Genomic DNA, 21,983 nt, shown 5'->3' on the forward strand with positions numbered 1-21,983 from the left:
GAGTTCAATCCCCGTCCTGCTTGCGCGCGAACACATAGCCGGCGCCGCGTACGGTCAGCACCCGCTTGGGGGTCTTGGGGTCGTCCTCGATGGCGGCACGGATGCGCGAGATGTGCACATCGATGCTGCGGTCAAAGGCTTCCAGCGGATGGCCCTTGAGCGCGTCCATGATCTGGTCGCGGCTCATCACGCGGCCGGCGTTGCGGGCCATCACCAGCAGCAGCTCGAACTGGTGGCTGGTCAGGTCGCAGGGCTGGCCGCCCAGACGGGCGGCGCGCTCACCCAGATCGATCTCCAGGCGGCCGAAGCGCAGGGTCTCGGCCTGGGCCGGCTGGCCGCGCCGCAGCAGGGCCTTGACGCGCGCCAGCAGCTCGCGCGGCTCGAAGGGTTTCGGCAAATAGTCGTCGGCCCCCAGCTCCAGGCCAAGCACCCGGTCCAGCGGTTCGCCGCGCGCCGACAGCATCAGCACCGGCAGGCCGCGCAGATGCGGCTCGTTGCGCAGCTGGCGGCAGAAGTCCAGGCCGTCACCGTCGGGCAGCATCAGGTCCAGGATCAGCAGATCAGGCAGCGCGCTGCGCAGGGCCAGCTGGCTGCGCGCCTGGGTCAGGTTGGGCGCCACCTGGACGCGAAAGCCGGCCGTGCCCAGGTAGCCCTGCACCATCTCGGCCAGGCGCGCATCGTCATCGACGATCAGCACCTGGCCGGCGCTGCGGCCGTTTTCAACCATTGCGGTCGTGGCCACGGCTGCGTTCCTGCATGCGCTCGTGCATGCGCTCCATGCGCTTGCCCATCCGTTCGGTGAGCTTGGCACGCTGCTCGGGGCTGAGCACGCGGGCGGCTTCGACCATGGCCCGGGTCATGCGCTGGCTGGCCGCGTCATGCAGGGCCAGTTGCTGCTTGCGCAGGGCTTCAACGGCATTGGCGTCCACGTTGGTGGCACCGAAGGCCTGCAACATCTGCTTGTGCAGGGCCTGGCCCTGCTCGCGCTGGCTGCGCAGGTCTTCGCGGGCGGACTTGAAGATCTCGCGGATCTGCTGGCGCTGGGCGTCGGTGGCGCCGACATCGTCCAGCGCATGCATCAACTCCATGCCGGGCATGCCGCCACGGGGGCCGCCGCCATGGGGCATGGCAAACACGGCCGGCGCGGCGGCCGACAACACCAGGCCAATGGCCAGGACCAGGGACTTCAGGGACAGGCTGCTTTGCATGGCATCACTCCAGCGGGCTGGGATGGTGCCACTGTCTGCGCCGGGGGTTTCAGCCCCTTGCCGCCAAAGTAAAGATGCGTTGCAGACTCACCCTCCCCCCGAAGCGGCCCAAGGGGCCGCCTCCCCCCAGGGGGCGCCGCCAGTGGCCTGGCAAAGCCAGTTCCACGGCGGCCGCTTGAGGATCGCGCCGCGCTTGCGCGCGGGCGCGATCAGGCGATGGGCTTGAAGCGGACGCGCTTCGGGCGCGCGCCCTCTTCGCCCAGGCGCTTCTTCTTGTCGGCTTCGTACTCGGTGTAGTTGCCGTCGAAGAACTCCCAGTGGCTCTCGCCCTCGCAGGCCAGGATGTGGGTGCAGATGCGGTCCAGGAACCAGCGGTCGTGCGAGATCACCATGGCCGAGCCGCCGAACTCCAGCAGCGCCTCTTCCAGCGCGCGCAGGGTTTCGACGTCCAGGTCGTTCGAGGGCTCGTCGAGCATCAGCACATTGCCGCCCTCGGCGAGGGTCTTGGCCAGGTGCAGACGGCCACGTTCACCGCCGGAGAGCTGGCCGACCAGCTTCTGCTGGTCATTGCCCTTGAAGTTGAAACGGCCCAGATAGGCGCGGCTGGGCATGATGAACTTGCCGACGATGATGTTGTCCAAACCGCCGGACACGTCTTCCCAGACCGTCTTCTCGGCCGCTAGGCTGGCGCGGCTCTGGTCCACGAAAGCCAGCTTGGCGGTCTTGCCGATCTGCACCTCGCCGCTGTCCGGCGTCTCGCTGCCCTGGATCATGCGGAACAGCGTCGACTTGCCGGCGCCGTTGGGGCCGATGATGCCGACGATGGCGCCGGGCGGCACCTTGAAGCTCAGGTTGTCGATCAGCACACGGTCGCCAAAGCTCTTGGTGACGTTCTTGAACTCGATGACCTCATTGCCCAGGCGCTCGGCCACCGGGATGAAGATTTCGTTGGTCTCGTTGCGGCGCTGGTAGTCGATGTCGCTCAGCTCCTCGAAGCGGGCCAGGCGCGCCTTGCTCTTGGCCTGGCGGCCCTTGGCATTGGAACGCACCCACTTCAGCTCTTCCTTCATGGCCTTGGTGCGGGCCTCGTCCTGGCGCTGCTCCTGCTCCAGGCGGGCTTCCTTCTGGTCCAGCCAGTCGGTGTAGTTGCCCTTGTAGGGAATGCCATGGCCACGGTCGAGTTCCAGGATCCACTCGGCGGCGTTGTCGAGGAAGTAGCGATCGTGGGTAACGGCCACCACGGTGCCGGGGAAGCGCTGCAGGAACTGCTCCAGCCACTCGACCGACTCGGCATCCAAGTGGTTGGTGGGTTCGTCCAGCAGCAGCATGTCGGGCTTGCTCAGCAGCAGGCGGCACAGGGCCACGCGGCGCTTTTCGCCGCCGGACAGCAGGCCGATCTTGGCGTCCCAGGGCGGCAGGCGCAGGGCATCGGCGGCCAGTTCCAGCTGCAGGTCGGTGTTCTCGCCACCGCTGGCGGAAATGATGGCTTCCAGCTCGGCCTGCTCAGCGGCCAGGGCGTCGAAATCGGCGTTCTCGTCGGCATAGGCCGCGTAGACCTCGTCCAGGCGCTTCTTCGCAGCCACCACGCCGCCCACACCTTCCTCCACCGCCTCGCGCACGGTCTGCTCGGGGTTCAGCTCGGGCTCCTGCGGCAGGTAGCCGATCTTGATACCCGGCATCGGGTAGGCCTCGCCCTCGAACTCCTTGTCGATGCCGGCCATGATCTTCAGCACCGTGGACTTGCCCGAGCCGTTCAGGCCGAGCACGCCGATCTTGGCGCCGGGGAAGAAGGACAGCGACACGCCCTTGAGGATCTGTCGCTTGGGGGGCACCGTCTTGGTGACCCGGTTCATGGTGAAGACGTACTGAGCCATGGCGTGCTTGCGTTTCGATCAGAGAAAAAACGGCGGCCGCCTGGGGTGGCGGCCGGAATTGCCCGGGATTATCGCGGCAGCGCCGGATGCAGCTCCGCCATCACGGATTCGGGCAGGTTGCCGTCCGACGACGGGCGCGGCAGGCTGTCCCAGCGGGCGATCAGGTCCACCAGCTGCTCGGCCGGCATGGGCCGGGCCACCAGGAAGCCCTGGATGGCGGCGCAGCCCACATGGCTGAGCACCTCCAGCTGCGCCGGTTCTTCCACACCCTCGGCCACCGTGTCCATGCCCAGCACGCGGGCCAGCTGCAGGATGGTGCGCACGATGGCGCGCGCATCGCTGGTGCTCAGCAGCTCGCGGATGAAGGCGCGGTCGATCTTGAGCTTGTCGAAGGGGAAGCGGCGCAGGTAGGCGAGCGAGGAATAGCCGGTGCCGAAGTCGTCCAGCGCGATGCGCACGCCCAGCTGCTTGATGGCGTGCAGGTTCTCCAGCGCCACCGCAATGTCCTCCATCAGCAAAGACTCGGTGATTTCCACCTCCAGCTGCGAGGGCTTGAGCTCGTAGCGGTTCAGCAGCTGGCGCAGCTCGTTCACGAAGCCGGCGCGCTGCACCTGGGCGGCCGAGGCGTTCACGGCAATGCGCAGATCGGGCAGCAGATGGCGGGCATCGGAACAGGCCTTGGCCAGCACCCAGGCGCCGATGTTGTGGATCAGGCCGGTTTCCTCGGCCACGGGCACGAACTCGGACGGCGAAACCGAACCCAGCGTCGGGTGGTTCCAGCGCACCAGGGCCTCGGCGCTGCGGATCGTCCAGGTGCGCAGATCCACCTGGGGCTGGTAATGCACCACCAGTTCGTTGCGCGCCAGCGCCTCGCGCAGCTCGCGCTCGATGGTGATGCGGCGGCGCTGGCTGGCGCCCAGCTCGTCGGTGAAGCTCTCGACCCGCCCGCGGCCGCTGGCCTTGGCGGCATAGAGCGCCAGGTCGGCCGCCACCAGGGCCTCATCCACCGTCTGCGCGTGGTCGGGCAAGAAGGCCAGACCGATGCTGACGCCCCCCGCCACCACCACACCCTGAACTTCCACCGGCACGCGCATGGCCGCCACAAGGCGGTGCGCCAGGGCCAGGGCCTCGTCGTCGGAACGGATGTCGTCCAGCACCACGGCAAACTCGTCGCCCCCGAGGCGGCCACAGAGGTCAGATTTGCGCATGTGTGCACGCAAGCGCTGGGCTACCTCTTGCAGGACTGCATCCCCCAGGCTGTGACCATGGGTGTCGTTGATGGTCTTGAAGTTGTCCAGGTCCATGCACAGCAAGGCGCTGCGGCCGCCGCCGGCTTCCACGGCCTGGGCCAGGCGGTTGCGCAGGCTGACGCGATTGGCCAGGCCAGTCAGGGCATCGAAATGGGCCAGGTAGGCCAGGTGCTGGTGGGATTGGCGAGCCGCCGTCACATCGGCCAGCACGCCGCGCCAACCGCGCAGATGGCCATGCTCATCGGTCAGCGGCTTGGCCGTCACCGACCACCAGCGCGGCCCCTGCGCCAGCTGCACGCGCACCACCTGATCCCGGAAGGCCTCGCCGCGGTCAAACGCCTGCTGCAGACGGTCCACGCCGGCCGAGCCCTCCTGCTGCAGCGAACGCAGCACCTGCAGGAGGCCGATCTGACCGAGCTTGTCCAGCGGCCGCTCCAGCAGCTGAGCCAGGCGCTTGGAGGGGTGAGCAAAGCGGCCTTGGCGGTCGATCTCCCAGAGCACATCGGAGCTGCTTTCCTCGAAATCGCGCAGCAGCAGCCCCACCACCTCGCCCTGGCGCGTGGCCTCCTGCTCGGAGATCAGGCGCCGCGAATACAGATGCGCCGCCGAAGCCACGGCCACCGCCAGGATCAGGGCGTAAAGCAGGCACAGGAACTGCAGCGCGAGCGCCAAGTTCAGGTCCGAGCGCCCCAGAGCAATCAGCGAGCCCAGGGTGATCAGCACCAGGTACACCAGTGCCGCCGAAGGCAGCAAGGCCAGCGCCACGGCACCGCCGCACATCATGCCCGTCAGCACCACGGCCACCCAGAGCTGCAACTCATGGCCCAGGCCGGCAAACCAGAACACGCCCAGGCTGGCCCAACCCAGCGCGAGCAGCGCCGCGTGCGCCGTGGCGCGCTGCACCACCCGCGGGCCGCAGCGGCTCAGGCGGCGCGGCCGCGAACGCCACCAGCCGCTCAGGCCGGTCAGCGCAATGGCCGTCATCGTGGCGCCCCAGGCGGCCAGGCCCCAGGGGGCGACCGCGTTCCAAAGCAGCAGCACGGTGCACAGGGTGCCCAGGAGGGTGCCGCTCATCGTCCAGGGGGCCAACTGCAGCGTGGCTTCGACGTGGCGAGCGCGCGTGCGCGCCGTCTCATCGTCCGTAGCGGACCAGAGACGGCGCTGCTCATTCCACCAGCCCTCGAACAGCGCGCTTTCGCGCCGCCGGGCCCTCTGAACCGACACCATGCGTGCACTCTAGCGGCAGCCCGTCACGGCGCCGGAGCGCATGGAGGGCGTACAAACCCGGGCCGTTCCCGCAACTCGCCTACACTGCGCCCCGCTGCGGCCCCTCAGCCGTCTGGTACGCAGCCTGCATTCACGCATCCGCTGAACCCTGCACCGCCGTGACGGCGCCTGCCCTCCCCAGGGCTTGCGAACGGTGCGACGCCCGGCATCCCGGGCCCTCCAAAATCCCATGAGTTTTGCTGATCTCGGCCTGGCCGAGCCGATCCTGCGCGCCGTGCGCGAACAGGGTTACGAGACCCCGACCCCCATCCAACGTCAGGCCATCCCGATGGTGCTGAGCGGCGGCGACCTGATGGCCGGCGCCCAAACGGGCACCGGCAAGACCGCCGGCTTCACACTGCCCATGCTGCATCGCCTGATGCAGAGCCAGAAGCCCGGTGCGAAGCGCGTCGTGCGCGCCCTGGTGCTGACCCCCACCCGCGAACTCGCCGCCCAGGTGGAAGAGAACGTGCGCGCCTATGGCAAGCATCTGCCGCTGAAGTCCATGGTGATCTTCGGCGGCGTCGGCATGCACCCCCAGATCGACGGCCTGCGTCGTGGCGTCGACATCCTGGTGGCCACCCCCGGCCGCCTGCTGGACATCCACCAGCAGCGCCACCTCGACCTGAGCCAGGTCGAGATCCTGGTGCTGGACGAAGCCGACCGCATGCTCGACATGGGCTTCATCCATGACATCAAAAAGGTGCTGGCCCTGCTGCCCGCCAGCAAGCAGAGCCTGCTGTTCAGCGCCACCTTCAGCGACGACATCAAGGCCCTGGCCGACCGTCTGCTGAAGTCGCCCCAGCTGATCGAGGTGGCGCGCCGCAACGCCACCGCCGACACGGTCAGCCAGCGCGTCTACTGGACTGGTCGTGAGCGCAAGAAGGACCTGCTGGCCGAGCTGATCAGCAAGAACGACTGGCACCAGGTGCTGGTGTTCACGCGCATGAAGCATGGCGCCAACCGCCTGGCCGAGTTCCTGGACAAGCAGGGCATCACCGCCATGGCCATCCACGGCAACAAGAGCCAGGGCGCGCGCACCAAGGCCCTGGCCGAGTTCAAGGCCGGCACCCTGCAGGTGCTGGTGGCCACCGACATCGCGGCGCGCGGCATCGACATCGACGAGCTGCCCCATGTCGTCAACTTCGAGCTGCCGAACGTGCCCGAGGACTATGTGCACCGCATCGGCCGCACCGGCCGCGCCGGCTGCGAGGGCGAGGCGCTCTCCCTGGTCTGCCCGGACGAAGAGCTGTTCCTCAAGGACATCGAGCGCCTGATCAAGCGCAGCCTGCCGCGCGAAACCCTGCCGGGCTTCGAAGTGCCGAGCACCGAGCGCGCCGAACCGATCCAGATCGGTCGCCAGACCATCGGCGTGCGCGGCCCGGCCCGCAGCAGCGCCCCGCGCCCGAGCGGCCGCTCCGGCCAGGGCGCTCCGCGCCCGCAAGGCAGCACGCACGGCCACGGGGGTCAGCCCAAGCCGGCGCAAGGCCGTCCGGCCCAGCCCGGCCGCGGCCCGGCGCCGCAGGGTCAGCGCCCCGCGGCGGCCAAGCCCGCCCATGGGCAAGGGCAAGGCCAAGGTCGCCCGACACCGCGTCCGGACAACCGCCCGCGCTCCGGTGGTGGCGGCAAGCCCGCCGCCCTGCTCGGCGGGCGTCCGCCGCGCGGCGAGTAAGCAGCATCAAAGGCGCCCGCGGGCGCCTTTTTTCATTCCCCCACGGCAGCCCGGTAGGCATGCCAGCTGGCATGGCCGATCACCGGCGCCAGCACCGACAGGCCGGCAAACCAGGGCAGCAGGGCCAGGCCGATCAGCAGCGTCACCAGGGCGCCCCAGAGCAGCATCACGCCGGGCTGCGTGAGCACCAGGCGCAGGCTGGTCAGCGCGGCCGTGACGGCGTCCACCGGGCGATCCAGCAGCATCGGGATGGACACCACGCTGATGGCGTAGATCAGGCCGGCAAACACCGCGCCCACGCCCAGGTAGGCCACGATGAAACCCAGGTTCTCGGGGTTCACCAGGGCCAGCAGTGAACCCTTGAAGTCCGGCATGCCATCAAAGCTGACGGCAAACACCACCAGGGCGGCGCGGCCCCAGACCATCTCCAGCACCAGCAGCACCATACCGAACAGGGCCAGCGGGCCGATGCGGGTCTCGAAGGCCAGCAGCGCGTCGCCGAAGTCCGGCCGCTCGCCGCGCTCCAGGCATTGGCTGACGCGGTACAGGCCCAGGCAGAGCACCGGGCCCACCAGCAGGAAGCCCGCCGCCAGCGCCAGCACGTAGGCGGGCGCGTGCTCGTACACCTTCAGCAGCGCCCAGCCCATCACCATGAAGGCGCAGCCGAAAAAGAGGCCGATGAAGGGGGCGCGCAGGAAGTCGCGCAGGCCCAGGCGCAGCCATTGGAAGGGCGCGCCCCAGGCGAGCGGACGCAGGGTGACGCTGAAGGCGCCGGGCGGCGGGGCAGGCTCGGAAGGGGCTTGGGGGGTGGAATGGGGTTCAGACATGGTCGCGTCGCTCATGGCGCGCGAGGGTCTCCGCGCACGGCTTCCGGCGCATCGGGACAAACCACCAAAGGCAGGTCCAGGCGCTGCGCCAATTCACGCAACTCGGCCCGGGTCTTCCCCAGGCACCAGGCGGCCACGGCCTGATGCCGCTCGGGGCGCAGCCAGGCGGCGGCGGACGCCGGAGGCAGGCCGATCAGATCGGCCAGGCGCTGCGCGAAGTGCGGCTCCAGGGCAGCCAGCGCCACCCGGCCGTCCTGACAGGGCAGCACCTGGTAGAGCGCGTGGGCACCGCCGAGCAGGCCGCCGGGCGCCGTCAGGCCCCAGCGCAGCGGGGCGGCCAGGGCGCGGGCGGCGTCGGCCAGGCCCACCTCCAGGCGGCGCGGCCGGGCGCCCTGGGCGCGGCCCAGCGCCGCCTGCAGCACGGCCTGCACCGCCTGCTCGGCGCCGCCCATGTCGGCCAGCAGGGTGCGCGGTAGGCCGGCGGGGGGCAGCAGGCCCTCCTCGGCCTGGTAGGTCAGGTCGTGGCCGGCCTCCTCGGCACGACTGCCGCAGCCGCCCACGATGGCCACCTGCCAGAGCTGCGAGTGCTGGCGCTGCAGCGTGCGCCAGCCCAGCCCGAGGCGTTGCAAGGCGCTGGGGCGAAAGGAGCTGAGCAGCACATCGCTGCGCGCCAGCTCGCGCTGCAGCGCGGCCTGACCGGCAGACTGCTTCAGGTCCAGGCGCAGCACCTTCACGCCTTCATGCAGGGCCTGGTAGAGCGCCGGCGCGAAGGTGGCCACCGGGTCGCCGGCCGGCGGTTCGAGCTTGCGTGCCTGCGCGCCCAGGGCGCGGCAGGCCTGCAGGGCCACGGGGGCCGGCAGGTTCAGACCCAGGCTGAGGATGCGCAGGCCGCGCAGGGGGCGAAAGCGGGGGGAGGACATGCTCGGGGATGATAGGCAGATGCCCTCCCCCACCCCCAAGATCCCGCCGCCGCTGGAGCCGGCAGCACTGAACACCGAAGACCCCCGGCACTGGCGCTCCGAGCGCTTTCAGGACGGCTACGCCTCGCGTGCCGGCGCGCTGGCGCAGGCGCGCGAGGTCTTTCTGCAGGGCAATGGCCTGCCCGAAGCCTGGCGCGAGCGTGCGCAGTTCGTCATCCTGGAAACCGGCTTCGGCCTGGGCAACAACTTCCTCGCCACCTGGCAGGCCTGGCGGGCGGACCCGCAACGCCCGCGCCGCCTGTTCTTCCTGAGCCTGGAGCGCTACCCGCTGCAGCGGGCCGAGCTGGCCGCCGCCCATGCCGGCTCGGAGCTCGCGGAACTGGCCGGGCGCCTGGTGGCGGCCTGGCCGCCGCTGGCGCCGGGACTGCACCGGCTGGACTTCGAGAACGGCGCCGTGAGCCTCCTGCTCGCGCTGGGCGACATCAGCAGCACGCTGCCAGCCTTTCGCGCCGAGGTGGACGCCTTCTTCCTGGATGGCTTCGCGCCCGACCGCAACCCCGCCATGTGGGACGCCCGCACCCTGCAGACCCTGGGCCGGCTGGCGCGCCCGGGGGCAGGCGCCGCCACCTGGAGCGTGGCACGCGCCACCCGCAATGCCCTGACCCAGGCGGGCTTCGAGGTGCAGCGCGTGCCGGGCTTCGGCGGCAAGGCTCAGCGCCTCCAGGCCCGCTTCGCGCCGCGCTTCCAGCCGCCGCGCCCGGCCGCGCACACCGCCCTGGCGCCGCAGGCGCGCGAGGCCCTGGTGCTGGGCGCCGGCCTGGCCGGTGCGGCCTGCGCCGCCGCCCTGCGCGCCGAAGGCCTGGCGGTGACGGTGCTGGATGCCGCCGGCGCGCCCGCGCAGGGCGCCAGCGGCAACCCCGGCGGGCTGTTCCACGGCAGCGTGCATGCCGACGACGGCCCGCACGCGCGCTGGAATCGCGCCGCCGCGCTGCGTGCCGCGCAAGGGCTGCAGGGCCTGCCTTGGGTGCAGCATGGCCTGCTGCGCCTGGCTGGCGATGCGAACCCGGCCGCGCTGGCCGAACTGCTGGCCCGCCAGGCCCTGCCGGCCGACTACCTGCAGGCCCTGGACGCCCAGGCCGTGGCGGGCCTGAGCGCCCTGCCCCTGGCCCAGAGTGCCTGGCACTACCCCGGCGGCGGCGCGCTGTGCCCGGCCGACTGGGTGCGCAGCCGCCTGGCGGGCTGCACGCTGCGCCTGGGGGAGCACGCCCAGACCCTGCAGTGGCAGGCACCGCACTGGCGGGTGCTGGACGAGCAGGGCCGCGAGATCGCCCGCACCGAGCTGCTGGTGCTGGCCTGCGGCCACCGCCTGCCCGAACTGCTGCGGGGGCTGGACCCCGAGCTGGCCGGTTTGCTGCAGCCGCAGCGCGGCCAGGTGAGCTGGCTGGATGCCGGCGCGCCCGGCCCGCGCCCGCGCCTGCCGGTGGCGGGCGGCGGCTACGTGCTGGCGCTGCCGGACGGCCGCCTGGTGTGCGGCGCCACCAGCAGCCTGGACGACTCCGACCCGGCACTGCGGGAGGCCGACCACCAGCACAACCTGGCGGTCTGGCAGCGGCTTTGCGGCGTGGCGGATGCGGGCGAGCGGCCGCTGCAGGGCCGCGTGGGCTGGCGCCTGCTGGCACCGGACAAGCTGCCCCTCATCGGCGGCCTGCCCTGCGGCGCACCGCGCCACCGCGCCACCCAGGCCGCGCACTGGCCGCGCCACCCTGGGCTGGTGGTCTGCGGTGCGCTGGCCTCGCGCGGCATCACCTGGGCGCAGCTGGCGGGCGAACTGGCCGCCGCGCTGGCGCTGGGCCTGCCGGCCCCGGTGGAGCGCGGCCTCATCGATGCCGTGGATCCGGCGCGATTCGCCGTCCGAAAGGTGCGTCAGTCCTGAGCCAGACGCTGCAGCGCCGCCACGTCCAGCAGCTCGATTTCGCCATAGTGGCGGCGCAGCAGGCCCTGCGCCTCCAGCTCGCCCAGCGCCTTGTTCACGGACTGCCGGCTCACCCCGAGCATCAGCGCCAGGTGCTCCTGGGCCAGGCGCAGGCGGGGCTGCGCGCTGCGGCTGCCATAGGCCTGCGCCTGCAGCAGCAGGCGCTTGGCCAGCCGGGCGGCCAGGGGCAGCAGGGCGATGTCTTCCAGCGCCTCGAACATCAGGCGCAGCTTGACGCAGGCCAGCTGCGCCACCTCACGCCACAGCTGCGGCTGCGCATCCAGCGCCGGCACCAGGCGGGCGGCGGGCACGCGCCACACGCGCGCGGCCCCTTCCGCCACGGTATCGTGGGTGCGCGCCTGCCCGTCGATCAGGGCGATCTCGCCGAACCACTGCACCGGCTCCACGCGCGCCAGCAGGGCCTCGCGGCCATCGGCGCGCAGGCTGCCCACGCGCAGCGCGCCTTCGAGCACGCAGCACAGATCGGCCTCGGCATCGCCGCGCCGGAACAGCAGCTGCCCCGCGCCCAGGGCCAGCTCGTGGCCGTGCGCCACCAGCAACTGCTGCAGGGCCGGGCTGCAGCGTGCGAACCAGGCATCCCGGGCAAGGGTTTCAACCAGCGCCATTTGTCGGAATCCGGACAGTCAAGGGCAGGTGCGAAACCTAGCATGCAGACCTCTTGACCTGGAGCAAGACCATGGCCTCGCCCTTCCGCCCCGCGCTCGACCTGCTGGCGATGTACGCCGCGTACCACCGTGACCGCCGCAACATCGCCACCCACTTCATCGGCATCCCGCTGATCGTCTACGCCCTGGCCATCCTGCTGGCGCGGCCGGGCTTCGAGCTGGCGGGGCTGGCGCTCACGCCCATCCATCTGGTGTGGCTGTTCAGTGCGCTCTGGTACCTGACGCGCGGGGAGCTCGTGCTCGGCGCGGCCACCAGCCTCGTCAACCTGCTGCTCACGGCCCTGGCCCTGCCGGTGGCCACGCTGGCCACCCCGCAGTGGCTGGGCTGGGGCATCGGGCTCTTCGTCGTCGGCTGGGTGATCCAGTTCATCGGCCACAAGTACGAGGGCCGCAAGCCGGCCTTTGTGGACGATCTGGTCGGTTTGCTGGTCGGGCCGATGTTCGTGGTGGCGGAAGCGCTGTTCGCGCTGGGCTGGGGCAAGCCCCTTCTGGCCGCCATCGAGGCCCAAGTGGGCCCGACGCGCAGCGGGCCCGCCGCCGTGCAGGCGGGATGAACGCGCCCATCTGGGTGCTGGGCGCCGGGGCCATCGGCCTCTTCGTGGGGGGCCGCCTGACGGCCGCCGGTGCCAATGTGCACTTCATTGGCCGCGCCCGGCTGCGTGACGAGATCGCCCAGGCCGGCGGCCTGCTTCTCACCGATCTGGAAGGCCCCGAGCACCGGCTGGCCGCGCTGCAGTGGCATGAGGCGGCACCCCCCGGCGTGCCGGGACTGGTGCTGCTGTGCGTGAAGTCCGGCGCCACCGCCTCGGCCCTGGCGGACTTGGCGCTGCCGAGCGGCACGCCGGTGCTGTCGCTGCAGAACGGCGTGGACAACGCCCGGCTGGCGCAACAGGTGGCACCGCAGGCGCGCGTGCTGGCGGGCATGGTGCCCTTCAACGTGGCCCACGTCGGCCCCGGGCACTGGCACCGGGGCAGCAGCGGACAGCTGGCGGCGCAGGAAGCTCCTGCGCTTCAGCCCTGGCAGGCCCTGTTCGAGCGCGCCGCCCTGCCCTTGCAACTGCACCGCGACATGAGCGCCGTGCAGTGGGCCAAGCTGCTGCTGAATCTGAACAACCCCGTCAACGCCCTCTCCGGCCTGCCGCTGCGCGCGCAGCTGCTCGATGCCGACTGGCGCGCCTGTACCGCGGCACTGATGTCCGAGGCCTTGCAGGTGCTGCGCGCCGCGGGCATCCGCCCGGCCCGCCTGACGCCCCTGCCCCCGGGCTGGCTGCCGGCGCTGATGCGCCTGCCCACGCCCCTGTTCGAGCGCCTGGCCGCACGCATGCTGCGCATCGACGCCCAGGCACGCTCCAGCATGGCCGACGACCTCGCCGCCGGCCGCCCGACGGAGATCGATGCCCTGTGCGGCGCCGTGCTGCGCCTGGCCCAGGCCCAGGGCCTGCAGGCGCCACGCCAGCGCCTGATGGTGGAACTGCTCTCCGCTGCCCAGCCCCAGCCGCTCAGCGCCCAGGCCCTGCGCCAGCGCCTGGGGGCGTGACCGTCTTCACGCCGCGCGCCCCGAGTTTGTAAGCAGGCGTAAGAAGTCTGCCGGCACGCCGGGGCCCACCGGGGGCGCCGCCACAATCCGGCGCTTTTTCCACTGCTCAGGGAGAGGGTATGAACACCCCCGTGAAGGCCGCGATCGCCATGGCCGTGCTGGCCGGCCTGTGGGCCGGCGCCACCGCCTACAGCGGCGGCCGCGTCAAGACCGAAATGATCCTGCAGGCCGAGAGCCTGCGTGCCCACACCCAGTCGCCCATCCGCATCCGCAAGGTCGACTACCAGAAGGGCTTCATGAGCGCGACCCGCACGCTCGAACTGGAGTTCGGCTGCGGCCCCGAGCAAGGCGGCAAGGACAAGGTGCACACCATGGTCTGGCAAGACCAGATCCAGCATGGCCCGCTGCCCGGCTTTGGCGGCTTTGGCGCCGCCCGCATCGACAGCAAGCTGGTGCTCAGCGACGCCGACCGCGCCGAACTGAAGAAGATCGGCATGGACGAAGTGCCCGTGAGCCTGCGCACCAGCGTGGGCTTTGACGGCGCCAGCAACAGCCGCCTGCTGGTCTCAGCCTTCACGATCAAGCCCGACGCCGAGATGAGCCTGAAGTTCCAGGGCCTCGACGCCAATCTGCAGCTGAACAAGGACGGCAGCGCGCGCTACACCGGCAAGCTGCCGGGCTATGTGATCGAGTCCCCCACCAAGGGCTTCAAGGCCGTCATCGAAGGCGCCGAGTTCGAAGGCGAGGGCCTGGCCCCCACTTGGTGGGCGCTGAACGGCAAGGGCAAGGGCGTGATGAAGGCGATGCGCTTCGAAGCCCCCGGCCCGGACGGCCAGGCCCGCACCCTCTTTGCCTGGACTGATGTGGCCTATCAGCAAGATGGTCGCGTGGCCGATCAACTGTTCAGCGCCGAGTTCAATCTGCAGGGCAAGGCCGAGGTCGCCGGTGTCACGCTGGAGTCCATCGGCATGAAGGGGCGCATGCAGCGTCTGCAGGCCAAGGGCTGGACCGACTTCGTGCGCGGCGCTTGGAGCCAGGGCTGCCAGAGCAGCAAAAACCCGCAGGCCGAGGCCGAACGCCTGATGGCCCCGCTGCTGACCTTGCTGCCGCACAACCCCTCGATGAGCGTGGACGAGTTCAAGTTGACGATGGGCGGCCGCAGCGCCGAGTTCAGCTACTCGATCGGCACCCAGGGCGTGACGGCCGAGGACCTGAAGGCCCCGGCGCTGGCGCCCGTGCTGATGAAGAAGGCCCAGTTCAAGATGGCCGGCAAGCTGCCGCTGGGCTTCATCGAGCAGATGCTCAAGGCCAGCGGCAAGGACATGCCGCCGGAGGTGCTGAGCGCGCAGCTGGACCAGGCAGTGGAGCGCGGCTTCGTCCGCCGCGAGGGTGAGCTCATCAGCGCCGAGATGGAGATGAGCGGAGGCACGATGAAGGTCAATGGCAAGCCCATCCCCCTGCCGGGCATGGGCCCGCAGCCCGAACTGGCCCCGCCCCCGGCGGAACCGCAGGCTCAGTAAGCGTCTCTGACCTTTGGAAGGCGGCCTGCGGGCCGCCTTCTTTCTTTCAGAGCGACAACTGCGCCAGGCCGGGTTCGGGCTGCCAGCGCGCGCCCAGCCGCGCCGCCCGCCCGGCGCAGCGCTGCAGAAAGGCCGCCAGCCCCTGCGCCTGCACGGCCTGCAGCGTCCCGCCGGTGTGCGGCGCAAAGCCCCAGCCCAGCACGGCCCCGACATTGCCCTCGGCCACCGAGCCCAGCACACCCTCGTGCAGGCAGCGCAGGGCTTCGAGCATCTGCACGTCCAGCAAGCGCTGGGCCAGTTCGTCCAGATCCCAGCTGGCGGGCTTCGCATGCCGGGCCAAACCGGCCCAGAGCTTCTTGCCACCCTCGTAGTCGTAGAAGCCCTGCCCGGCCTTGCGGCCCACACGACCGGCGGCCACCAGCTCCTGCACCAGCGCCAGGCCAGGGTGCGGGGCCGGCGCGGCGGCGCCCAGGTCAGTGCGCGTCTGGGCGTCCACCGCCAGGGTCAGGCTCAGGCTCACCTCGTCGTGCAGGGCCAGCGGCGGCATCGGCATGCCGGCCTGGCGCCCGGCGGCTTCCACCACCGCAGCGGGCACGCCCTCCAGCACCATCGCGCAGGCCTCGAGCAGATAGGTGCCAAAGCAGCGGCTGGTGTAGAAACCGCGGCCGTCGTTCACCACGATGGCGGTCTTGCCCAGCTGACGCGTCAGGTCAAAGGCCAGGGCCAGCGCGGCATCGCCGGTGCGCGGGCCGCGGATGATCTCCACCAGCGGCATCTTTTCCACCGGCGAGAAGAAGTGGATGCCGACAAAGCGCTCGGGCGCGCTGCTGGCCTGGGCCAGCGAGCCGATCGGCAGCGTGGAGGTGTTGGAGCCGAACACGGTGTCGGCGTCCAGATGCGCCTCGGCCTTGTGGATCACCTCGGTCTTGACGCTGCGCTGTTCGAACACCGCCTCGATCACGAGGTCGCAGCCGCGCAGGGCGACGAAATTGGTCGTGGGCTCGATGCGCGCCAGCACCGCCTGGCGCTCCGCCTCGGGCAGGCGCTTCAGTTGCTGTTCCGCATGGGCCTTGCCGCGCTCGGCCAGGGCCTGCTGGCTGTCCAGCAGCACCACCTCGATACCGGCCTTGGCCGCCACATGGGCGATGCCCGCCCCCATCATGCCGGCGCCGATGACACCCAGTCGATGCACGCGGTGCACCGGCACGGCCGGGCGCGCCGCGCCGTGCTGCACCTCGCGCTGCTCCAGCCACAGGCCCAGCAGGGCGCGCGCCGGTGCGCTGGTGGCGCAGGCCGCGAAGTAGCGGCTTTCCAGCTCCAGCGCGGCGTCAATGCCCAGCAGGCCGCCCTCGAAGACGCAGGAGAGGATGTGGGTGAGATTGGGCAGCTGGGTGCCGCCCTTGTCGCTTGCCATTGAGGGCGCGATGGCCCAAAGCTCGCCCTGGCGGGCCGAGCCGCCGCCAGGGTAGCGCCAGCCTTTGCGGTCCCAGGGCTGTTCGGGCTGCGGGTGCGCCAGCGCCCAGGCACGGGCCAGGGCCAGCGCGTCCTCCGCGCTCGCGGCAACGGCCTCCAGCAGCCCCGATTCCTGGGCCTGCGCCGCGCGGATGCGCGTGCCTTCCAGCAACCAGGGCAAGGCCGTGGCCTGGCCCACCAGGCGCGGCAGGCGCTGCGTGCCACCGCCGGCCGGCAGCAGGCCCAGGCGCACCTCGGGCAGGGCCAGCACGGTGTCCACCAGGCCGATGCGGGCGTGGCAGGCCAGCGCGATCTCGAATCCCGCGCCCAGGGCTTGGCCGTTGACGATCGCGACCACCGGCTTGCCGCAGCGCTCCAGCCGGCGCAGCTCGGCCTTGAAGGCCATCGTGGCCTCGAAGGCCTTGGGCGCGCTGTCCAGGGTGCGCAGCAGCTCGATGTCGGCGCCGAGCAGGAAGTCCGGCTTGGCGCTGGCCAGGATCAGGCCGCGCACGCTCTCGGCGCCGCACACCCGCTCGACCAGCGCGGCGAAGGCCTCGCCCAGCGCCGCATCGAACACATTGGCCTTGCCCGGGTGGTCGAGCCGGGCCAGCAGCAGGCCGTCGTCCAAAAGTTCGGCGTGGATCATCAGACTCTCTCAATCACCGCGGCGATGCCCATGCCGCCGCCCACGCAGAGCGTGACGCAGGCGGTGGCGAGATGGCGGCGCTCCAGCTCGTCCAGCACCGTGCCCAGCAACATGCAGCCGGTGGCGCCGAGCGGGTGGCCGAGCGCGATGGCGCCGCCGTTGACGTTGACGCGCGCCGGGTCCAGCTCCAGGTCGCGCATGGTCTTGAGCGGCACGGCGGCGAAGGCCTCGTTGATCTCCCAGAGGTCGATGTCGGCTGCCCTCATGCCGGCCTGGGCCAGGGCCTTGTGGCAGGCCGGCGTGGGGCCCGTCAGCATGATGCTGGGCTCGGAGCCGATGACGGCCGCGGCGCGCACATGGGCGCGGGCGCGCAGCCCGGCACGGGCACCGCCGGCCTTGGAGCCCACCAGCATCAGCGCCGCGCCATCGACGATGCCGCTGCTGTTGCCGGCGTGGTGCACATGCTGAATGGCCTCGGCCTGCGGATAGCGGCGGCGCGCCGTGGCGTCAAAGCCCATCGCGCCCATGGCGGCAAAACTGGGCTTGAGCTTGGCCAGGCTCTCGACCGTGGTGTCCGGCCGCACGGTTTCGTCGCGGTCCAGCATCAAGAGGCCGGCGATGTCATGCACCGGCACGAGGCTGCGCTTGAAGTTGCCGGCTGCCTGCGCGGCGGCGGCACGCTGGTGCGAGCCGGCGGCGTAGGCATCGAGCTGCTCGCGCGTGAAGCCTTCCAGCGTGGCGATCAGGTCGGCGCTGATGCCCTGCGGAATGAAGCCGAGGGCCTGATTGACGCGCGGGTCCAGCACCCAGGCCCCGCCGTCGCTGCCCATCGGCACGCGGCTCATGCTCTCCACGCCGCCGGCCACCACCAGCTGCTCGAAGCCGCTGGCGACCTTGGCGGCCGCCAGGTTGATGGATTCGAGGCCGGAGGCACAGAAGCGGCTCTGCGTGACACCAGCCACCGTTTGCGCCCAGCCGGCGTCCAGCACCGCGGTGCGGGCGATGTCGGCACCCTGCTCGCCCAGCGGGGTCACGCAGCCCAGCACCAGGTCGTCCACCAGGGCGGTGTCCAGGTGGTTGCGCCGGGCCAGGGCCTGCAGCAGGCCGCGCAGCAGCCACACCGGGCTGGCCTGGTTCAGGCTGCCACCGGCCTTGCCGCGCCCGCGCGGGGTGCGAACGTGGTCGTAGAGGTAAGCGTCGAAGGCGGTCTTCATCACATGGACCTTGAAGCTAGCTCTTTCATGATCTCGTTCGTGCCGCCGTAGATGCGCGCGACGCGCGCGTCGGCCCAGAGCTCGGCGATCGGGTACTCCAGCATGTAGCCGTAGCCACCGTGCAGTTGCAGGCATTCGTCCAGCATCTGGCAGGCCAGGTCGGTGGTCCAAGCCTTGAGCAGGGCGGCGCGGGCCGCATCCAGTTCGCCCTTCAGGTGCGCCACCAGGGCCGCATCCACGGTGGCGCGCGCGGCAATCACCTGGGCCTGCACCTCGGCCAGCTTGAAACGCGTGTTTTGGAACTCCCAGATCGACTTGCCGAAGGCCTTGCGCTCCTTGGTGTAGGCGAGCGCCTCGGCCAAGCCGCGCTCCATCGCACCCACGGCCTGCAGGGCGATCAGCAGGCGCTCTTGCGGCAGTTCCTGCATCAGCTGGAAGAAGCCCTGCCCTTCGCGCTGGCCCAGCAGGTTGTCGGCGGGCACCCGCAGGTCGTCGAAGAACAGCTCCGAGGTGTCCTGCGCGTGCATGCCGATCTTGTCCAGATTGCGGCCGCGCTTGAAGCCGGGCACCGGGTTGCCGGCTTCGTCCTCGGTTTCCACCACCAGCAGCGAGACGCCCTTGGCGCCCTGGCTGGGGTCGGTCTTGCAGACCACGATGATCAGATTGGCGTTCTGGCCATTGGTGATGAAGGTCTTGGAGCCGTTCAGCACGTAGTGCTCGCCGTCGCGCCGGGCATGGGTCTTGACGCCCTGCAGGTCCGAGCCCGCGCCCGGCTCGGTCATGGCGATGGCGCCGATCAATTCGCCCTGCGCCATGCGCGGCAGCCAGCGGCGCTTCTGAGCTTCGGATCCATGGTGCAGCAAGTAGGGCGCCACGATGACCGAGTGCAGCGGCCCGCCAAAGCCGGAGATATTGGCCCGCGCCTGCTCCAGCGCCAGCACGGCCTCGTGGCCGATGTCACCGCCGCCGCCACCGTATTCCTCGGGCATGCCGGCACACAGAAAGCCCTGTGCACCGGCGTCACGCCAGGCGCTGCGCGGCATCAGGCCGGCGGCGCGCCACTCGGCCTGGTGGGGCACCCAGCGCTCGGCGAAGAAGCGCGCGGCGGCGTCGGCCAGGAGCTGGTGCTCCTCGCTCAGCCAGGGGGATGGGAAGAGCGGGAGCATCGCGGCGGTCTCCTGGAGGTCAGTCGAAGTTCAAGGTGCGCACGCCCTCGGGCGCACCGATCAGCGCCACCTTGGCGCGGTGGCGCGCAAAGATGCCCACGGTAACGACGCCCGGCCACTGGCTGACCTCGGCCTCCATGGCCAGCGGGTCGCTGATCTTCAGCCCGCGCACGTCCAGGATGTGCTGGCCGTTGTCGGTCACGCAGCCGGCGCGCAAGGCAGCCTGGCCGCCCAGGGCGGCAAAGCGGCGGATCAGCCGGGGCGCGGCCATCGGGATGATTTCCACCGGGAGCGGGAAGGCGCCCAGCACATCCACGCACTTGCTGGCGTCGGCGATGCAGACGAAGCGCCCGGCCAAGTCGGCGACGATCTTCTCGCGCGTCAGCGCGGCTCCGCCGCCCTTGATCATGTTCCCGCGCGGGTCGATTTCGTCGGCCCCGTCGATGTAGGTGGCGAGCGACTCGACCAGGCCGGCTTCCAGCACGGTGATGCCGGCCGCGGCCAGGGCCTTGGTGGAGCGCTCCGAGCTGGAGACCGCGCCGGCCAAGCGGATGCCGCTGGCAGCCAGGGCCTCGATGAACAGATCCACCGTCGAGCCGGTGCCCACGCCCAGCACGGAGCCGGGTTCCACATATGCCAGCGCGGCCTGAGCCACCTGGCGCTTGAGTGCGTTTTGGTCCATGGGCCGGGATTGTGGCCCGGCCCCTGCCCGGCTCAGCTGGGCACGAAGGCCCCGTGGAAACCCAGAGGCGCCCAATAGGGCAGCCACACGGTGGCGAGTGGGCCAGCGCTGAGCGCCTCGGCATCGAACACCGTGCAGAAGCTGCGCTGGCGCGCCACGTCAAAGCCCGTGCCCAGCAGCCAACCCTGGCCCTCGCGGCGGCTGCCGGGCTTGGGCACCAGCAGCTGCTCCTCGATCACCACCTCGCGCGGGAACACAAAGCGCTCCACGGCGCCGCGCTCCAGGTCCAGCCGCTGCACGGCGTTGAAGCCCCAGCCGGGCGCCAGACCATGCCGCGCGGGCGCATAGACGTAGCGGTAGCGGCGCGCCACCACGCGCGGGTCCACCTGCGGGAACTCGGTGGTCTCCTCGCGCTTGACCAAATCCAGGCGCTGGCGCGGCAGGTCGATGCGCAGCAGGCGCGGACCGCTCTCGCCAAAGGCCTCGGGGCGCTGGCCCTGGAGCATGGTGTTGAAGCGGCCGTCCAGGAACTCGTCGATGTCGGCATGCACGTAGTCCAGCCGGATCACGCCCTGACCATCGTCCCAGGCATTGCCGAAGTGAAAGACCAGCTCGGCCGGCATCTGCAGCTGGGCACGCACGCTCAGGTCCGCCTTGTCGATCACCAGCACCCGGTTGCCTTGCTCGGCCTGCCAACGCATGGCACCCACCATGGAGCGGCCGGCCCTGACGGCGGCGAGGTCCAGACTCAGCGGCGGCAGCAGGAAGACCAGGTAGCGCTCGGTGATAGCGAAGTCATGCAGCATGGCCGGCACGGCCATGTCCAGCAGCTTCCAGCGCTTCAGGCCGCCCGTGGCATCGATCTCGTAGATCACCAGCTTGCCGCCGAAGCTACCGAAGTTCCACAAGCGGCCGTCGGGCTCGCGTTTGGGGTGGGCGCTGAAGGGCATGCCCTGCAGTTCGGGCGCCCAGGTCTGCGGACCCCTGGTGTGCAGGGTTTGCGGGTCCAGCTCGGTGGCTGAGCCGCCCTCCCACAGCGCATACAGGCGCCCGCCCTGCAGCATCACGCTGGTGTTGGCGGTGTTGACGTCGTCGCTGCGCCGCAGGGGCCGCTTGGCCGGCACGGCGGTGCCGAAGGCCGGCAGCAGGAACTCGCCGGCCTCCTGCTCCGCCACGAACTTGGGCGTGCGCACGAAGCGCGCCTGGTGGCTGAAGCCCTGCGCACCCAGGTGCCAGGCCTGCACCAGGCCATCGCCATCGAACCAATGGCGGTAGCGCTGGCCGGCGCGCTCCATCAGACCCGGACCGTTGCGGTACAGGGTGCCGCGCAGTTCAGCGGGCCAGCGGCCCTGCAGGCGCAGGCCCTCGGCCAGGCGGTCCTGCCCATCCAGCCAGCCGCGCAGCGGCTGCAGCTCGGGGGCGCCGCCGAAGGACGTGCGGACCAGGCCATCGCCGGTGGCCCAGGCGGGCGCCAGGGCGGCCGCGGGCAGGGCCGCGGCGGCCTGCAGAAGTGAGCGACGCGTCAGCATGACCCGGCCTCAGTTCAGCTTGATCTGGTGCTTGGCGCTGCCGCTGAGCACGAACTTGGCGGCCTCGAAGCTGGGCGGGCCGAAATTGCCCGCGGCGTTGTTGCTGAAGCCGTAGGGCTCGGTGGGCATGCCGATGACGTTCATGTCCAGGCGCTTGTTGTCGTTCAGGTCGTGCACCACGCTGAGGGCCAGCACGGCACCCTCGGGCAGATCGTCCAGCTGCAGCGTGATCTCGGTGCCTTCGACCTTGGCGCGGGCGCTGCGCAAGGGCTTGCCCTTGAGCCAGAGCTCGGCCTGGTCGTACACCGCCACGAGCACATGGCCCTCGGTGCGGTTCAGGCCGGTGACGGTGAGTTCCAGGCTGGCGGCCTGGGCCAGGCCGGTGCTGGCCAGCAGAAGGGGAAGAACGAGGCGCTTGAACATGGGGGCTCCATCGGGGTTGGGTTGCGATGGCCGCCATGGTGCAAAAACGCCGCGCCGGCGCCCACCGGGCAGCGACCCAAGGGGCCCGCGCGGCGCCCACGGAGCCCAAAGCGCGGCCGCGGCGCAGCACTACCCAGAC

18 protein-coding genes are annotated in these 21,983 nt (G+C 70.9%); 5 read left to right on the forward strand and 13 right to left on the reverse strand.

What is annotated here, in order from left to right; all coding sequences use genetic code 11:
- Positions 1 to 4 precede the first annotated feature (4 nt).
- The 4 genes from ACE3QP_RS02550 to ACE3QP_RS02565 all read right to left on the reverse strand — a co-directional run bounded on the left by ACE3QP_RS02550 (position 5) and on the right by ACE3QP_RS02565 (position 5,559).
- Positions 5 to 727, reverse strand: a complete 723-nt coding sequence (locus tag ACE3QP_RS02550; protein WP_198109414.1) for a response regulator — start codon at positions 725 to 727, stop codon at positions 5 to 7.
- Complete coding sequence (locus ACE3QP_RS02555) at positions 720 to 1,208, reverse strand: Spy/CpxP family protein refolding chaperone (protein ID WP_374433334.1); 489 nt, start codon at positions 1,206 to 1,208, stop codon at positions 720 to 722. Before ACE3QP_RS02555 ends, ACE3QP_RS02550 begins: the two co-directional genes overlap by 8 nt.
- A 209-nt stretch (positions 1,209 to 1,417) precedes the next feature.
- Positions 1,418 to 3,082: an energy-dependent translational throttle protein EttA gene (gene ettA, locus ACE3QP_RS02560; protein WP_374433336.1), complete on the reverse strand. Its 1,665-nt coding sequence runs from the start codon at positions 3,080 to 3,082 to the stop codon at positions 1,418 to 1,420.
- Between the two features lie 68 nt (positions 3,083 to 3,150).
- The gene (locus tag ACE3QP_RS02565) at positions 3,151 to 5,559 is read right to left on the reverse strand and encodes a putative bifunctional diguanylate cyclase/phosphodiesterase (RefSeq protein ID WP_374433338.1); all 2,409 of its coding nucleotides are present in this window, start codon (positions 5,557 to 5,559) and stop codon (positions 3,151 to 3,153) included.
- A gap of 229 nt (positions 5,560 to 5,788) precedes the next feature.
- On the opposite strand from ACE3QP_RS02565, the gene ACE3QP_RS02570 reads away from it, so the two are divergent.
- Positions 5,789 to 7,270 carry a DEAD/DEAH box helicase gene (locus ACE3QP_RS02570; protein ID WP_374433340.1) on the forward strand — a complete coding sequence of 494 codons (1,482 nt, stop codon included), beginning with the start codon at positions 5,789 to 5,791 and terminating at the stop codon, positions 7,268 to 7,270.
- Between the two features lie 32 nt (positions 7,271 to 7,302).
- On the opposite strand, the gene ACE3QP_RS02575 is transcribed toward ACE3QP_RS02570, so the two are convergent.
- Positions 7,303 to 8,097, reverse strand: a complete 795-nt coding sequence (locus tag ACE3QP_RS02575; protein ID WP_374433341.1) for a DUF2189 domain-containing protein — start codon at positions 8,095 to 8,097, stop codon at positions 7,303 to 7,305.
- Positions 8,098 to 8,108: 11 nt separating this feature from the next.
- Positions 8,109 to 9,017: a CoA transferase gene (locus ACE3QP_RS02580; RefSeq protein ID WP_374433343.1), complete on the reverse strand. Its 909-nt coding sequence runs from the start codon at positions 9,015 to 9,017 to the stop codon at positions 8,109 to 8,111.
- Positions 9,018 to 9,036: 19 nt separating this feature from the next.
- Here ACE3QP_RS02580 and mnmC point away from each other — a divergent pair, with 19 nt between their 5' ends.
- On the forward strand, positions 9,037 to 10,950 hold the full coding sequence (gene mnmC, locus ACE3QP_RS02585; RefSeq protein WP_374433345.1) for an FAD-dependent 5-carboxymethylaminomethyl-2-thiouridine(34) oxidoreductase MnmC: 1,914 nt from the start codon (positions 9,037 to 9,039) through the stop codon (positions 10,948 to 10,950).
- On the opposite strand, the gene ACE3QP_RS02590 is transcribed toward mnmC, so the two are convergent.
- Complete coding sequence (locus tag ACE3QP_RS02590; RefSeq protein WP_374433347.1) at positions 10,941 to 11,615, reverse strand: Crp/Fnr family transcriptional regulator; 675 nt, start codon at positions 11,613 to 11,615, stop codon at positions 10,941 to 10,943. The two genes, mnmC and ACE3QP_RS02590, sit on opposite strands and share 10 nt — an antisense overlap.
- 71 nt (positions 11,616 to 11,686) lie before the next feature.
- On the opposite strand from ACE3QP_RS02590, the gene ACE3QP_RS02595 reads away from it, so the two are divergent.
- From ACE3QP_RS02595 to ACE3QP_RS02605, 3 genes are all read left to right on the forward strand, one after another.
- Entirely contained in the window at positions 11,687 to 12,229 is a 543-nt protein-coding gene (locus ACE3QP_RS02595; protein WP_374433348.1) for a DUF962 domain-containing protein, read from the forward strand.
- A complete protein-coding gene (locus ACE3QP_RS02600; RefSeq protein WP_374433351.1) occupies positions 12,226 to 13,212 on the forward strand; it encodes a 2-dehydropantoate 2-reductase in 987 nt (328 codons plus the stop codon). Before ACE3QP_RS02595 ends, ACE3QP_RS02600 begins: the two co-directional genes overlap by 4 nt.
- Before the next feature lie 119 nt (positions 13,213 to 13,331).
- Positions 13,332 to 14,732, forward strand: coding sequence for a YdgA family protein (locus ACE3QP_RS02605; RefSeq protein WP_374433353.1), 1,401 nt, complete (start codon positions 13,332 to 13,334; stop codon positions 14,730 to 14,732).
- 46 nt (positions 14,733 to 14,778) lie between these two features.
- Here ACE3QP_RS02605 and ACE3QP_RS02610 read toward each other — a convergent pair whose 3' ends face one another.
- The 6 genes from ACE3QP_RS02610 to ACE3QP_RS02635 are packed head-to-tail and all read right to left on the reverse strand — an operon-like array spanning position 14,779 to position 21,844.
- Positions 14,779 to 16,830: a 3-hydroxyacyl-CoA dehydrogenase NAD-binding domain-containing protein gene (locus tag ACE3QP_RS02610; protein WP_374433355.1), complete on the reverse strand. Its 2,052-nt coding sequence runs from the start codon at positions 16,828 to 16,830 to the stop codon at positions 14,779 to 14,781.
- A complete protein-coding gene (locus ACE3QP_RS02615) occupies positions 16,830 to 18,044 on the reverse strand; it encodes an acetyl-CoA C-acetyltransferase (RefSeq protein ID WP_374433356.1) in 1,215 nt (404 codons plus the stop codon). Before ACE3QP_RS02615 ends, ACE3QP_RS02610 begins: the two co-directional genes overlap by 1 nt.
- Positions 18,044 to 19,210, reverse strand: coding sequence for an acyl-CoA dehydrogenase family protein (locus ACE3QP_RS02620; protein WP_374433358.1), 1,167 nt, complete (start codon positions 19,208 to 19,210; stop codon positions 18,044 to 18,046). The genes ACE3QP_RS02615 and ACE3QP_RS02620 overlap by 1 nt, the downstream gene beginning before the upstream one ends.
- Positions 19,211 to 19,229: 19 nt before the next feature.
- Complete coding sequence (rpiA, locus tag ACE3QP_RS02625) at positions 19,230 to 19,892, reverse strand: ribose-5-phosphate isomerase RpiA (RefSeq protein WP_374433360.1); 663 nt, start codon at positions 19,890 to 19,892, stop codon at positions 19,230 to 19,232.
- Positions 19,893 to 19,924: 32 nt separating this feature from the next.
- On the reverse strand, positions 19,925 to 21,421 hold the full coding sequence (locus tag ACE3QP_RS02630) for a carotenoid oxygenase family protein (protein WP_374433361.1): 1,497 nt from the start codon (positions 21,419 to 21,421) through the stop codon (positions 19,925 to 19,927).
- Between the two features lie 9 nt (positions 21,422 to 21,430).
- A complete protein-coding gene (locus ACE3QP_RS02635; protein WP_374433362.1) occupies positions 21,431 to 21,844 on the reverse strand; it encodes a DUF2141 domain-containing protein in 414 nt (137 codons plus the stop codon).
- Between the last annotated feature and the right edge of the window lie 139 nt (positions 21,845 to 21,983).

Origin of the sequence: Inhella sp., from assembly GCF_041912635.1 — a bacterium.
Lineage (GTDB): Bacteria > Pseudomonadota > Gammaproteobacteria > Burkholderiales > Burkholderiaceae_C > Inhella.